Below are 13,583 nucleotides of genomic sequence, written 5' to 3'. Positions count from 1 at the left end.
TGGGTAGGCGTAAAAGCATGGCGTTGCTCGTGGGCACCTCGGGGTGGCAGTACAAGCACTGGCGCGGTGTCCTGTATCCGGAGGGCGTGCCGCAGCGGCTCTGGCTGGAGACGTACGCGGCGGAGTTCAGCACGGTCGAGAGCAACAACGCCTTCTACCGGCTGCCGAGCCTCGAGTCGTTCGCCTCCTGGCGGGACCGTACGCCCGGCGGGTTCGTGATGGCCGTCAAGGCCAGCAGGTTCCTCACCCACATCAAGCGGCTGGCCGACCCGGAGGAGCCGGTGCGCAGGCTCATGGGGGCGGCGGCGGGGCTGAAGGACAAGCTCGGGCCGATCCTGCTGCAGCTCCCGCCGACGCTGAAGGTGGATCCCGGGCGGCTCGACCGGTGCCTGGGCTGCTTCCCCGCCGGCGTGCGGGTGGCCGTGGAGCCGCGGCACGAGTCCTGGTGGACCGAGGAGGTGCGCGCCATCCTGACGGCGCACGCCGCCGCGCTGTGCTGGGGGGACCGGCTGGGCCGGCCGCAGGCGCCGTTCTGGCGCACCGCCGGGTGGGGGTACGTGCGCCTGCACGAGGGCTCCGCCGGATGGGCGTACGGCGACACAGCGCTCAGGACGTGGGCCCGCCGGGTGCGCGAGGCGGGCTGGCCGGACGCCTACGTCTACTTCAACAACGATCCGGGAGGGGCCGCCGTGCGTAACGCGAGGCGATTTGCCAGACTCGCCTAGTGCACACACGCCTGTACAGAAACGGTGTCCTGGAGAAGGAGGGTTTCCCCGTCGAGGAGGTCTCCGACTATGTGGCGGATCCGGGCAACACGGTGTGGTTCGACCTGTGCTCGCCGTCGCCGGAGGACCTCGGCGTCATCGGTGAGGAGCTCGGGCTGCACGAGCTGGCCGTCGAGGACGTGCTCTCCGACCACCAGCGGCCGAAGGTCGACGTCTACGACAACCATCTGTTCATCACCGTGTACGGCGTCCACTTCGACGACGGCCACCTCGACCCCGTCGAGGTGAACGTCTTCGTCACCGCCAACGCCCTGGTCACCGTACGCGAGAACGACCACTTCGACATCGGCGCCGTGACCAGGCGGTGGGACGCCACCTCCCGCAGGGCGGGACACGGCGTGGCGTTCCTGCTGCACGGTCTGCTCGACTACGTGGTGGACAGCCAGTTCGCCCTGGTCCAGGACCTCGACGGGCAGGCGGAGGCGCTGGAGGAGTCGCTGTTCGAGGACGAGGTGCGGGACGGCAGGGAGCTGCAGCGCACCATGTACGTGCTGCGCAAGAACACCACCAGGCTCCGCAAGATCACGATGCCGATGCGGGAGGTGGTCGGCACGCTGCTGCGTCGCGACCAGGAGATCGTGGCCGATCCGGTACTGGCGCCGTACTACGAGGACGTCTACGACCACGTGTTGCGCGTCAACGAGTGGGTGGAGTCGATCCGCGACATGCTCGCGAACGTCCGCGAGACCCGCCTGTCCCAGCAGGGCTTCCGGCTGAACGAGATCATGAAGCGGGTCACGAGCTGGGCCGCGATCATCGCCGTGCCCACCATGATCACCGGCTTCTACGGGCAGAACGTCCCCTACCCGGGGTCGGGGCAGGGCTGGGGGTTCTGGATGTCCGGCTTCCTGGTGGCCGTGACCTCGGTGGCGCTCTACATGGTGTTCAAGAGGAAGGACTGGTTGTAGGGCGGACGGCACGGCTCGCCGTGGACGTCGGGCGTGAGCCGCACCGTGAGCCACACCTCGGCGGCTCCCGTGGCGGGGTAGAGCGGCAGGCAGCGCCCGCCCGCCAGCAGGGTCCTGCGCCCGATCGAGGTGGTGAGCAGCGACAACTCGTCGTACGTGGCCGGCCTGGCCAGCCGGAGCACCCACAGGCCGGCCGGCGTGCGGGAGCGGCCGCCCGCGACGGCGTAGTAGTCGAGCACGTTCTCGCTGGCCGAGACGATCGCCCGCATGGTGAACCGACGGCCCTCCACGGTGAACACCTCCGCGGACGGCGCCCGGTAGACGGAATGCACGTAGCCGATGGCGAAGCCGCCGGCGACGGGCAGGCCGTTCACGGTGAGACGCCCGGCGCCGCCGCCGGAGCCGAGCGCCATCACCATCGCCAGCGCCAGGAGCAGCCTGGTCAGCCCTGTTCCTGGAAATAGCGGGCGGCACCGGGGTGCAGCTCGACCGGGGCCACCTGCCGGCCCAGCTCGACGTCGAGCTTCTCCGCCTCCGGGTGGACGGCCGTCAGCTCGGCCTTCTTCGTGAACAGGGTCTTGGTGATGTCGTACGCGAGCTGCTCGCTCATCTTGTCGGGCACCAGCAGCACGTTCGGAATGGTGACGGTCTTGATCGAGCCGGTCAGCTTGTACGTCGCCGCCAGGTCGACGTCGAGCCCGACGTACTGCTCGCCGTGCGTGGCCCGCATCTTCTCCAGCACGTCGCTCGCGTCGAGCAGCTTCGTGTCCGGCTTGCTCGTGGCCAGGTCGGTGATGCCCGCCGTGGGCAGCCCGCCGACCCAGAAGAACGCGTCGATCGTGCCGTCCTTGGCGGCCTGCACCGCCTCGTTGATCGACAGTTGCTGCTTGCTGATGTCGGTGTCGGGGTTCAGTCCGGCCGCCTGCATCATGCGCCTGGCCACGACCTGGGTGCCGGAGTTGGCCGGGCCGAGCGAGACGCGCTTGCCCTTCAGGTCGGCCACCCTGGTCGCCTCGACGCCGGGGGCCACCACGACGTGGGCGTAGTTGTCGTAGATGCGGGCGATGGCCTTGATCGGCTGCTTCGCGGTGAACGTGTCCTTGCCGTTGACCGCGTCAGCAGCGGTGTCGGCCTGGGAGAAGCCGATGTCGGCCTTGCCGCTCGCGAGCAGCTTGATGTTCTCGACCGAGGCCGAGGTGACCGACGCGGTGGCCTGGGTGTTGGCGATGTTCGCCGACAGCTGTTTGGCCAGGCCGCCGCCGTAGACGTAGTAGACGCCCGTCGTGCCGCCCGTGGCGATCGACAGCCGGTTGCCCGACCCGCCTCCGCCGCCTCCGGCTCCACCGCCCCCGCACCCCGCCGCCGTCAGGACGGCCGCGGCGACTATCGCAAAGATCCGCTTCACGCTGGGTCCCTTCTCCTGGATCTGATGAGATGCATGGCGCCGGCCACGGCGAGCACGGCCAGGCCCGCGACGATGGGGACGGGCTCGAGGAACAGCAGCAGCACCGCGGCCACGGCCGCGAGCAGCCGCTCGGGCAGGCCGGGCAGGCCGCCGGTGGCCAGGGCGAGCGCCGCCACGGCGACCGCCGAGACGGCGGTCATCAGCAGCACGGTGCCGATCGGCCCCTGACCGAGCAGCGCCTGGCCGTTCGGCGTCAGCACGAACGCGAACGGCACCAGAAAGGCCGGCAGCGTGTAACGCCAGGTCAGCATCATCGTCCGGTACGTGTTGCCGCCGGTGATCGCGGCCGCCGCCACCGCGGACAGCGCCGTGGGCGGGCTCACCTCCGACAGCACCGCGTAGTAGAACACGAACATGTACGCCTCGGCCGGTGTCACGCCCAGCGTCGTGAGCGCGGGACCGATGATCACGGCGGCGATGATGAAGCTCGCGGTCACCGGCACCGCCAGGCCCAGCAGCAGGACCGCGACGGCGGACATGAGCGTGGTCAGGATCAGGCTGCCGGCGGCGACGTCCACGATGATCGCGCTGAGGTTCAGCCCGAGGCCCGTCTGGGTGATGACACCGACGATGATGCCCGCCGCCGCGCACACCGCGGTGACAGGCAGCACCTCCAGCGTGCCCTTGGCCAGCGCCTGCCCGATCCGCTTGGGGCCCATCCGGTGCCGGGGGTCGAGGAACGACAGCGCGAACGCGATCGCCGTGGCGATCACCACCGCCTGGAACGCCGACCGGTCCAGCGCCATCAGCACGATGATGACGATCAGTGAGCTGAAGTGGTAGCCGAAGCGCAGCAGCAGCCGCCCGGCCTTGGGCGCGTCCACCTGGACGGCGTGGGTGCCGAAGCGGCGTGAGTCGATCTCGATGGCCAGGAAGATGCCCAGGTAGTAGAGGATCGTGGGGATCGTCGCGTACAGGAGCACCTCGAGGTAGCTCACCCGGAGGTATTCGGCGATGATGAACGCCGCCGCGCCCAGCGTGGGCGGGGACAGGATGGCGCCGATGCCGCCGGCGGCCAGGATGCCGCCCGCCGGCTCCTTCGGGTAGCCGGCCCGCCGCAGCACCGGCCAGGCCACGCTGCCCAGGCTCACCGTGGTGGCCACGCCCGAGCCGGACACCGTGCCCAGCAGGAAGCCCGCCATGGTGACGGTACGGCCGGGAGCGGCGCGGGACCGGCGGAAGGCGGCGAAGCTCAGGTCGATGAAGAACCGGCTCGCGCCCGAGAACTCCAGCACGGCGCCGTAGACGGTGAAGAGGATGATGTAGCTGGCGGCCACCTGCATGGGGACGCCGAAGAAGCCCTCGGTGCCGGTGTAGAGCTGCGAGACGATCTGACCGAGGTCGAACCCGCGATGCCCGATCGTCCAGTCAATGGGCAAATATGCGCCGTAATAGGCATAAATCAGGAAAAGTATGCAAATGATGGCGAATGACCAGCCGACGGTCCGGCGTACCGCCTCCAGCAGCAGCACCGTCAGCACCAGGCCGGCCAGGATGTCGAGGTCCGTCAGCGCGGCGCCCGAGCCCCGCTCACGGAACGCGTCCATGTCGAGCAGCGGGTAGACCAGCACCGCCAGCGCGGCGGCGGCCAGCAGCCAGTCGGCCACGCTCGGCCGCTCCGCGCGCCGCGCCTCCCGCGGCGGCGTCTCCTGCGGTGGCGTCTCCTCGGTCAGCGGATCAGGCTCGCCACCCCGGGCCCTGGCGCGCAGCCGGTGCACCAGCGAGGCCAGGCCCGAGCGGTAACACAGGAAGACCAGCGGCAGCGCCACCGCCAGGAACGTCATCCGGTGCTCCAGGGCCTCCACCGGCCGGAACACCACCACCAGCGAATAGGCGGACAACAGCCCGCCCACGATCCACACGCCGAGCCGCAGGACCCCGCCGAGCCGCCGAGCCGGATGCTCCTGCTCGTGGGCGGAAACCAGCTCGGCCTCTCGATCGCTCAGCTCGGTCAAGTCGTCCTCCCCGAACACGGCGTTGCAGGGACTTTACGAGTCGTTTACACCGCGTGGGAAGACTCCGTTACCTGATTGATTGTTCTTTCAGTACGAAGGCCGCGCCCCGGCCGCCAGCCGCTCGACCGGCACGGCGCCCGCCTGGCTGCCGTCGCGCAGGCGTACCGCCGCCTCCCCGCTCGCCGCCTCCCTGGGCCCCACCACCAGCTGGTACGGCACCAGCCGGTGCGCCCTGATCCGGGCCCCGAGGCTGCCCCGGCCTGCGGGCGCCAGCTCCGCCCGCAGCCCGGCGTCCAGGCACCGGCGCAGCAGGTCCCCGGCGGCGGCCGACTGCTCGTCCGACAGCGGCAGCACCACCGCCTGCACCGGCGCCATCCAGGTGGGGAACGCGCCTCCGTGAACCTCGATGAGGTGCGCGACCAGGCGCTCGATGCCGCCGACGATGCTGCGGTGCACCATGGCGGGCCGGTGCCCGCCCGCGTAACGCAGGTCGAAGCGCTCCGGCTGGTAGAGGTCCACCTGAACGGTCGACAGGGTGCTCTCGCGCCCGGCGGGGTCGGCGATCTGGATGTCGATCTTCGGCCCGTAGAAGGCGCCCTCGCCGCGTTCCTCGTCGTAGGCGCGGCCGCGCTCCTTCAGCACCTCGCGCAGCACCGCCTCAGAACGGGCCCACATGCCGGGGTCGTCGACGAACTTGTCACCCTCCCCGCGCAGCGACAGCCGGTAACGCGCGGCCTCGATGCCGAGCTGGGCGTGCGCGGTCTCGATCAGGTCGAGCGCGGCCGACACCTCGGCGGCGGCCTGCTCGGGCGCGCAGAACACGTGCCCGTCGTTGAGCTGGATCGAGCGCACCCTGGTCAGGCCGCCGAGGACGCCGGACGGCTCCGAGCGGTACATGCCGCCCAGCTCGGCCACGCGCAGCGGCAGCTCCCGGTGGCTGCGGCCGCGCGAGCGGTAGATGAGCGCGTGGTGCGGGCACAGGCTGGGGCGCAGCACGAACTCCTCGCCGCCCACGTTCATGGGCGGGAACATGTCCGCCGAATAGTGGGCCCAGTGGCCGGACATCTCGTACAGCTCGCGTTTGCCGAGCACGGGCGAGTTGACGTGCTGGTAGCCGTTGCGGCGTTCCAGCTCGTGGACGTAGTCCTCGATGGCCTTGCGCACGGCCGCGCCGGCGGGCAGCCAGTAGGGGAGGCCGGAGCCGATCAGCGGATCGGTGTCGAAGATGCCCAGCTCGCGGCCGAGCCTGCGGTGGTCGTTCATGATCGTCCTTTGCGTGGAAAGGGCGAACGACCAGCATCCCGGGCGTCCGCCCGGGAAGCATGGATTCAGCGCGCCGGGACGGGGTCCGGCGTCGTCGTGACATTGGCGCGCTGCATGGAATCGACCTTAGCACCGAGGCGGCGGCGTACGCTCGTCGTCAAGCGAGGTCAAGATTCGGCGATGATATAAAGAGGCCGTGGTCGAGATCACCCTGGACGTCCGCGGGTTACAGGCGTTCGCCGAGGTCGGCTACGAGGTGGCGGGCGGCGGGGGAGCGCACGGCGCGATGACGGCGCTGCGCAGGGTGGTCCCGCTCGACGCCTACGAGTTCGTCGCCTTCGACCCCGTCACGGGGCGGCACCTCAGCGTCGTCTCCGACGGTCACCGGCGCATCGATCGGGACGCCGCCGAGGAGTACGCCGGGCTGGAGGCGTACCGCAGGGCGATCGCCACCAGGGCGCCGGTGAGCATGCCCGAGCCGGGCACAGAGCGTTACTTCCGCCGCCACCTCGCCCCCTACGGGTGGCGGGCCGGGCTGACGGCGCCGCTGTTCCTGAACGAGGGCCGCTACACGGGGCTGCTGCACCTGGCCGCCAAGGACGCCTTCCCCCGGCTCACGGGCGTGCTGGTTGCGGCGGTCAGCCCGATGCTGGCCCACGTCACCGACCTGACCAGGTGCGTGATCGATCCGGTCGGGCTGCCGAGGGAATTCCGCGCGGTCGCGTTCGACCGGTTGGGGACGCGGCGCGAGGTGCCCGGTCACGAGGTGTCCGAGGTGCTGTGGGCCGATCCGGCGGTGGCGGCGTTCGCGCGGGCGTTCATCGACTCGCGCGAGCTGAGCAGGCACGGGCTCTGGCTCGACCGCGACGGGCGCTGGCACGAGCTGCGGATGATCAGGGCGGGCGTCGGCTTCCAGGGGGCGCTGCAGGGCGCCATCGCGGCCGAGCGGCCGTGCCCGCTCCCTTACGACCTCACCGGGCGCGAGGTCGACGTGCTGTCCAGGGTGGCGGCCGGCGACTCCAACCCGCAGATCGCCGCCGCGCTGGTGCTCAGCGTCCGCACCGTGACGACCCACCTGGAGCACATCTTCGCCAAACTGGGCTGCGACAGCCGCACCAGGCTCACCACCAAGGCCCTCGCCGAGGGCCTGTGCCGTCTGGACGTCTAGACGCGGACATGCTCACTCGTGGACTCAGACGGCCGCCCCGGCCGTCACCCGGGCCTGCAGCACCTCGAACCAGACCGTCGTCGAGCCGTCCTCGCGGATGAAGCCCCAGCGGTGGCTGAGCGCCTCGACCAGCGGCAGGCCACGTCCGCTTGTCGACTGCGTGCTCGTACGGCACACGCACGGCGGCCCGTCCGATCCCGAGTCCGCCACGTGCACCCGCACCGCCGTCTCCGAGCTCGTCACGGTCACCGTGAACGAGCCGCCCGCGCCGGAACCGGTGTGCAGGACCGCGTTCGTGGCCAGCTCGCTGGTGAGCAGGACGACGTCGTCGTACAGCGGATGATCGCGGCCCAGCGCGGCCGTCACGAGCCCCCTGGCCCTGGACACCTGGGAGGGAACCCCAGGCAGCCGGGCCACGAGATCGCGGGAGCCGGGTGAATCACCCCCGTTGACGCGGCTAGAGTCCGGCGATGCCACGGCGACCTCCCCCAAAGCAGGTGACGTCATGAGACGCGCCACACCGGGCGGGGAGAGCATCGCCAAAAGGTAGGAATGCCCTTTCCCATGGTCGCCTGCGCGGCCGCCGGGGCCGACCTTGTACGCTGCGATCGACGAGTCGTTAGGCCCGTGGGGGAGCAAACGTGCACAGCAGCCTACTCGCCCGGCCGTCTGAGGAGGTCGCGTGAGCAGCCTGGAGGCCGTCTGGGTGCAGCCGTACGACCGGCCGGGGGCGGCGGTCGTGACCGGCGTCTTCGACATCCTGCACGTGGGGCACGTGCGCTATCTGGGCGCGGTGGCCGCGCGCGGGCTGCCCCTCGTCGTCGGCGTCGAGGACGATCCGCGCGTACGCGCATGGAAGGGGCCCACCCGGCCGTTCAACCCGTCGGCCGAGCGGGCGGAGGTGCTGGCCGCGCTCCGCTTCGTGAGCGGCGTCTTCATCGTGACGGGGCCGCCCTCGGCGCACGGGCCAGAGGACTACATCGACCTGCTCAAGCCGATGCGGCCGGGGGCGCTCGCGCACACGGCCGGTGACCCGCACGCCGGCGCCCGCGCCGCCGCGGCCGCCATCATCGGGGCCGACTGCTGGGAACTCGCCGCCATCCCCGACCGCTCCACCACCCGCATCGTCAACGCCGCCGGCAAGGGCTGATCGGCCGCTCAGCGGGATCGGCGTCAACGGGGTCGGCTCAATGTGCGCGCGCGTCGGCTCAACGGGGGAGAAGGTCGGCGAGCTCCGTCCGGCCGGAGACGCCGAGCTTGGCGTAGGCGCGGCAGAGGTAGTTGTCCACTGTGCGCACGGACAGGCCCAGACGGATGGCGATCTCCCTGCTGCGGCACCTGGCCGCCGCGAGCAGGACGACCTCGCGCTCGCGCCGGGTCAGGACGTCCACCGGTCGCGTGGTGTCGAGGAGCGGGGTCCTGGCCTGGGGGCAGTGGCCGCGCAGCACGGCGGCCTTCTCCAGCGATCGATGGGCGTGGGTGAGGCGCCCGGCCCGCTGGTGCGTCCTGGCGGCGGCGGTCGCGGTCTCGGCGGCGTGCAGCCACAGGCCCAACCGCACGAACGCGTCCGCCGCCCGGTCCAGCGCGCCGGCCTCGGGCTCGGCCAGCCCGGCCGCCGCCGTGCTCATCGCCGCGGCGGCCGGGGTGCCGAGGTCGCCCGCGAGTACGGCCAGCCGGCGGCGTACGACCCGCGCGTCGCCCAGCCGGGCCGCGTCGTAGAGCGCGGTGGCCTCGATGGCCGGTTGCCCCGCGTGGCGCGCGTGCTCCGCGGCCTGCCTGGCGTGCGCGGCGGCGCCGGAGACGTTTCCTCCGGCGGCCATGGACCAGGCGCGGTCGAGCTCGATCCAGGGCCGCAGGAGCGGGCCGGCGTGCGGGTACCGGTCGGCGCGGTGCGACCACGCCGCGGCGAGAGCGGTGTCGCCGGCGAGTGCCGCCGCGCCCGCGAGTTCGGCGTGGCAGAGCAGGCCCATGTGGCCGAGGTCGTGACCGTCCAGCAGGGCGATGGCCTCGTGGAAGGCCCGGGCCGCCGTCTCGACCCTGCCCTGGGCCTTGGCCACCGCGCCGCGGCAGGCCGTCCATCCGCCGACGACGGCCGCGGTCCCGCCGGCCAGGGCGATCTCGTACTCGCGCTCGGCCAGCAGTCCGGCGTCGTGCGGGCGGCCGTTCGCGAGCAGGGCCAGGCAGTAGGCGTACCCGATCGGCGCACGTTCCCAGGGCCGGTCGTGCGCGTCGGCGAGGCCCCGGCGGTAGGTGTCCGCCGCCGTGGCGAGCCGCCCGCCCAGTCCGGCCGCCGTGATCACGCAGGCCGACACCCACACCGCGGAGCCGGACGAGCTCGGGGCCGCCGGCCCGGCGTCCAGAGCCTCCTTCCCCCGGCCCTCGGACAGCATGATCCAGTACCGGACGGCTGTGGTCCCGGCGTGCCCTCCGTGCTCCGCCGCGCGGGCCAGCGCGCGCTCCGCCGCCACGACGTCGCACCGCTCCCCGTACGCGACCGCCGCCGAGGTGATCGCCCATCGGGCGAGCTGGGGGCCGTCGGGTGGCGCCAGGGGCGGGAGTACGTCCGCCGCTTCTTCGTAGCGGCCCTGATGGGCCAGGATCTCGGCGAGCACCAGGTCCGCCGCGTCGCCTCCGTCCCGTGCCCGCGCCGCCCTGGCGAACCGCTCGGCCAGGCCGTGGTCGAGGCGGGTCAGCGTCGTCCGCGCGGCCGCGAGGAGGATGGCTGGCTCGAGGGGTATGCCCGCGTCCAGCAGCCAGCTCCGTACCGTGATGATCTTGGACATCCGCGCCCACAGCGCCCGCGCGCGTGCGGACGAGAGAGTGGCCCTGATCACCTCTCCGTGCAGCGGATGGGCCAGCCGCGCGACCAGCCGGTCCTCGACCGTCTCCATGACCACGAGGCCGCTCTGCTCCGCGGTGGCCAGCGCCTGCTCGTCGGCCATCCCGTCCAGCGCCGCGACCGGCGCCGGCTCGGCGCAGGCGACGATCTCCAGCAGCGCGCGAACGCTCTCGTCCACGCCGCCGAGCTGCTCGTCGATCGCCTCGGCGAGCCGCCTCGGCACGGGCAGGCGGCCGGTCCATCGCCAGATGCCGTGCACTCGCCTGAGCACGTCGGCCGCGTGGAGCGCGTGGAGCAGCTCCCTCAGCATCAGCGGCAGGCCGCCGCTGAGCCGGGCGAGCTCGCGTCGGCTGACCGCGTCGAGCGGGTGGCCGAAATGGGCGTCGAGCAGCTCGGCCAGCACGGAGACGGGAAGGGGCGCGAGATCGATCCGGGTGAGCAACTCCTCCTTCGTCAGGGCGACGATCGCGTCGCAGGCGGGCTCGCCCGCCCGGCGGGTGACGATCAGGAAGGCGAGCCCGCGCGTGGCGAGATGGTGCACGAACGCGGCGGAGGCCGGATCCAGCAGATGCGCGTCGTCCACGACGAGGACCGGCCGCGGCCCTCTGGCCTCCTCGAAGCGGCGGGTGAGCTGGCGCAGGACCGCCAGCGGGTCGCCGTCGAGCCGGACCTCCTCCGGCAGGAGATGCGCGAGCGCCCCGAACGCGATGGCCGCCCCCGCACGCGTCGCCGTCACCCAATGGGCGCATTCCGGCGTGGCGGCGACGCGGGACAGCGCCTCCCGAGCCAGCCGGGTCCTGCCCACGCCGCCGGCCCCGGCCAGGACGACACCGCCCCCCGTACGGCATGCCCGGAGAATCGTCTCCAGCTCGCGTTCCCGGCCCAGGAAAGGCCATGAATCTGGTGCCGGATGTGCATCAGTCATCGCACCGACCTCGCAGGGATTCTCCGTGGATATGCGGATCACGGATTCCAGTGATCCCATGCCTGGAGGGGGATGCCTAGATGAGGCCGACTGTTCTAACAGTGGCACTACGGTGAGTCAGGACATCGGTTCGGGGGAAACGAAGGCCCGGACACGTCGGGTGACGCGTCCGGGCCGGGGTCATGCCGAGGTGCGGGTCGTCAGAACAAACGCCGGATGGTGTACACGTTGTCGTAGATCGCGGTCGGGTGGTCGCAGCGGGTCGGGTCCCAGCGCGAGCTGATCGTGGTCCAGCCGGTGGGGACCCAGCCGCGGCAGACGTTCATGACCGCGCCGATGTTCTTGTCGTAGTAGGTCTCGATGGTCCAGACGTTGTTGACGATGGCGGTGGGGTTGCCGCAGCGGGTCGGATCCCACTGATCGTTGGTCTTCACCCAGCCGGCGGGGACACTCCAGGCGCACACGGTGCCGACCGCGGCGTTGGCCGGCGCGGCGGGCAGCGTGACGAACGCGGCCGCCGCGATCAGAGCCATGAGAACCTTGAATCGATTCGCCATTTCCTTTTCTCCTTTGACGTGACCGCCACTTGCCCGGGCTTTTCCATCGCAGATTATGAAGATCGCTCAGAGGCCACTAGAGCAATGGCTACTCCCTGGTCGTCGTGGCGCGCCGACCGCGTTCGACTGAATGGGGCTGTCCGGTGAGTAGCCGGCGCCGTCCGGCGGGCCGCCCATGAGTAAACCCTTTACTCTGGTCGGTTGATCTCTCCAGCCGGACGCTGTGCGCAGGCGAATTCGAGGAATGCCGACAATGGCCGGAGACTCATGTCATCGCTCACTGGTTGCGGTAATACTTGTACGTCACCGAATCCACGTAGGGGCTGTCGTGCCAAGCGTGGCGCATACGTCCCCACTGACCCCACTTCGACACGATGACGCCGGTGGCGTCTACCTCGACGCCGGAGTGGTCGCCGTGGACCCACGACCACCTCATGCTGTTCCTGTAGGTCTCGGGGGAGAACCACTGCCTGTAGGTGCCGTCCAGCCAGTACGTGTTGTCGCCCGGGTCGTTCATCCACACGTTCCCGAAGGGGGACGTGGAGTACCAGGCGTAGGCATGGCAGTTGTACGTGCGCGTCGCGTCGGTCTCCCGGGTGGCGTCGATGTAGAAGAAGTCCGCCTCGCCGTTGTACTTCGCGATCAGCGCCGCGCTCAGCTCGATGGTGTGCACCGAGACGGTGACCGGCGTGCCTCTGGCGGTGTAGACGGTGCTCAGGTGGTCCATGGTCGTGTTGGGTGTTCTCACCCGGTGGGTCTTACCGGGTTCGGCGAAGTGCTGCTCGACCGCCCGGACGACGGCGCTCGCCTCCGCCGTGGTCGGGGCGATCCCGTCGCTCAGCAGGGGCAGATGGTTCCACGTCCACCCCTCGCGGGTGGCCAGCGCGCGGCCGAGCAGCGTCGCGGTCGGCTCCAGCCCGGCTGGACCGTACGCCTGCTCGGCCTGCTTGACCGCGTACGTCTGGTGGGCGGTGCGCAGGGCCGACGCCGTCTCCCCGGCGGACAATGTGCCGAGCACCTCCGGCTGGGCGAGCAGCGTCTCCAGCCGCCACACATCCACCACGTGCGTGCCCGCCGCCAGAAGGTCGGCGGACGTCGGCACGTGGACGTCCAGCGCCGCGTACCGGGACAGCAGCGCGGGACCGGCGTCGCGGCGGCGCAGCAACTCGCTGAACCCGTTGAACCGGGCGGCGACCGTCTCGAACCCGCGCTGGACGCTGTTGAACGCCAGCGCCTCGGACAGCAGGGGGTAGTCCAGCACGGTGGACACGAGGTCGTCGGTGGTCATGGCCGCCGCCATCCCGTCGGGCAGTTGGGTGGCACGTATCCGCGCCTCGCGGGTCTTCAGCCGCGCCCACTCCGGCGTTCCAGGACGCACCGGGAAGGGATACGGCTCGCGCATCGCGAAGGCGGGCGTGGAGATCAGCGTGGGGGTCAGGGCGGCGGCCGCGGCGGCCGTGAGGAACGATCGTCTGGTGAGCGGAGGGCGTTCGGTCATGGCGTTCTCCCCTTTCGAAGTGACGCCCGCACAGCCTCCGGCACCAAAAATCGGCCGTGGAGAGCAAGGGCATTACTCCGTCGGCCTGGTGAGGTCGATGATCGCGTAATCTCTCGTGACATGACGGCCGATCTGGTGGCGAAGAGGGTGACGGACCTGCTGGCACCGCAGGTGCTGGTGATCGTCATGCCGCCGGTCGTCGGCCTGCTCGCGCAGGGGT

General features: G+C 71.2%; 12 protein-coding genes. 4 read left to right on the top strand and 8 right to left on the bottom strand.

Annotated features, from left to right (window positions below; all coding sequences use genetic code 11):
* Nucleotides 1-17: 17 nt before the first annotated feature.
* Together ITP53_RS14010 and ITP53_RS14005 are read left to right on the top strand one after the other, a co-directional pair.
* Complete coding sequence (locus tag ITP53_RS14010; RefSeq protein ID WP_195895811.1) at nt 18-725, top strand: DUF72 domain-containing protein; 708 nt, start codon at nt 18-20, stop codon at nt 723-725.
* Nucleotides 725-1,693 carry a magnesium transporter CorA family protein gene (locus ITP53_RS14005; RefSeq protein WP_328814408.1) on the top strand — a complete coding sequence of 323 codons (969 nt, stop codon included), beginning with the start codon at nt 725-727 and terminating at the stop codon, nt 1,691-1,693. Before ITP53_RS14010 ends, ITP53_RS14005 begins: the two co-directional genes overlap by 1 nt.
* Here the strand turns inward: ITP53_RS14005 and ITP53_RS14000 are convergent.
* The 4 genes from ITP53_RS14000 to thrS form a co-directional block, all read right to left on the bottom strand.
* On the bottom strand, nt 1,660-2,106 hold the full coding sequence (locus ITP53_RS14000; protein WP_207755949.1) for a DUF1850 domain-containing protein: 447 nt from the start codon (nt 2,104-2,106) through the stop codon (nt 1,660-1,662). The two genes, ITP53_RS14005 and ITP53_RS14000, sit on opposite strands and share 34 nt — an antisense overlap.
* A 29-nt stretch (nt 2,107-2,135) precedes the next feature.
* Nucleotides 2,136-3,098 carry a TAXI family TRAP transporter solute-binding subunit gene (locus tag ITP53_RS13995; protein ID WP_195895809.1) on the bottom strand — a complete coding sequence of 321 codons (963 nt, stop codon included), beginning with the start codon at nt 3,096-3,098 and terminating at the stop codon, nt 2,136-2,138.
* The gene (locus ITP53_RS13990) at nt 3,095-5,113 is read right to left on the bottom strand and encodes a TRAP transporter permease (RefSeq protein ID WP_207755948.1); all 2,019 of its coding nucleotides are present in this window, start codon (nt 5,111-5,113) and stop codon (nt 3,095-3,097) included. Before ITP53_RS13990 ends, ITP53_RS13995 begins: the two co-directional genes overlap by 4 nt.
* Before the next feature lie 87 nt (nt 5,114-5,200).
* Nucleotides 5,201-6,445, bottom strand: a complete 1,245-nt coding sequence (thrS, locus tag ITP53_RS13985; RefSeq protein ID WP_268961035.1) for a threonine--tRNA ligase — start codon at nt 6,443-6,445, stop codon at nt 5,201-5,203.
* A gap of 127 nt (nt 6,446-6,572) precedes the next feature.
* On the opposite strand from thrS, the gene ITP53_RS13980 reads away from it, so the two are divergent.
* Nucleotides 6,573-7,544, top strand: coding sequence for a helix-turn-helix transcriptional regulator (locus ITP53_RS13980; protein ID WP_195895806.1), 972 nt, complete (start codon nt 6,573-6,575; stop codon nt 7,542-7,544).
* Nucleotides 7,545-7,568: 24 nt separating this feature from the next.
* On the opposite strand, the gene ITP53_RS13975 is transcribed toward ITP53_RS13980, so the two are convergent.
* Nucleotides 7,569-8,021, bottom strand: coding sequence for an ATP-binding protein (locus ITP53_RS13975; RefSeq protein WP_328814405.1), 453 nt, complete (start codon nt 8,019-8,021; stop codon nt 7,569-7,571).
* A gap of 205 nt (nt 8,022-8,226) precedes the next feature.
* Between ITP53_RS13975 and ITP53_RS13970 the strand changes: the two genes are divergently transcribed.
* Nucleotides 8,227-8,694 carry an adenylyltransferase/cytidyltransferase family protein gene (locus ITP53_RS13970; protein WP_195895805.1) on the top strand — a complete coding sequence of 156 codons (468 nt, stop codon included), beginning with the start codon at nt 8,227-8,229 and terminating at the stop codon, nt 8,692-8,694.
* Between the two features lie 58 nt (nt 8,695-8,752).
* On the opposite strand, the gene ITP53_RS13965 is transcribed toward ITP53_RS13970, so the two are convergent.
* The 3 genes from ITP53_RS13965 to ITP53_RS13955 all read right to left on the bottom strand — a co-directional run bounded on the left by ITP53_RS13965 (nt 8,753) and on the right by ITP53_RS13955 (nt 13,363).
* On the bottom strand, nt 8,753-11,308 hold the full coding sequence (locus tag ITP53_RS13965) for a helix-turn-helix domain-containing protein (protein WP_195895804.1): 2,556 nt from the start codon (nt 11,306-11,308) through the stop codon (nt 8,753-8,755).
* A gap of 200 nt (nt 11,309-11,508) precedes the next feature.
* Nucleotides 11,509-11,865, bottom strand: coding sequence for a hypothetical protein (locus ITP53_RS13960; RefSeq protein ID WP_195895803.1), 357 nt, complete (start codon nt 11,863-11,865; stop codon nt 11,509-11,511).
* 277 nt (nt 11,866-12,142) lie between these two features.
* Complete coding sequence (locus tag ITP53_RS13955; RefSeq protein ID WP_195895802.1) at nt 12,143-13,363, bottom strand: hypothetical protein; 1,221 nt, start codon at nt 13,361-13,363, stop codon at nt 12,143-12,145.
* Nucleotides 13,364-13,583: the final 220 nt, after the last annotated feature.

The sequence above is a fragment of the Nonomuraea cypriaca genome (assembly GCF_015645445.1).
GTDB classification, from domain to species: Bacteria; Actinomycetota; Actinomycetes; order Streptosporangiales; family Streptosporangiaceae; genus Nonomuraea; species Nonomuraea cypriaca.
Note: the sequence above shows the minus strand (reverse complement) of the source record. Positions and strands in the feature narration are given on the sequence as shown.

Excerpts from the sequence above, each read along its gene's own strand:
- ITP53_RS13955 (WP_195895802.1), bottom strand. The coding sequence starts at position 13,363 with ATGACCGAACGCCCTCCGCTCACCAGACGATCGTTCCTCACGGCCGCC.
- ITP53_RS13960 (WP_195895803.1), bottom strand. The coding sequence starts at position 11,865 with ATGGCGAATCGATTCAAGGTTCTCATGGCTCTGATCGCGGCGGCCGCG.
- ITP53_RS14010 (WP_195895811.1), top strand. The coding sequence starts at position 18 with ATGGCGTTGCTCGTGGGCACCTCGGGGTGGCAGTACAAGCACTGGCGC.
- ITP53_RS14000 (WP_207755949.1), bottom strand. The coding sequence starts at position 2,106 with ATGGCGCTCGGCTCCGGCGGCGGCGCCGGGCGTCTCACCGTGAACGGC.
- ITP53_RS13965 (WP_195895804.1), bottom strand. The coding sequence starts at position 11,308 with ATGACTGATGCACATCCGGCACCAGATTCATGGCCTTTCCTGGGCCGG.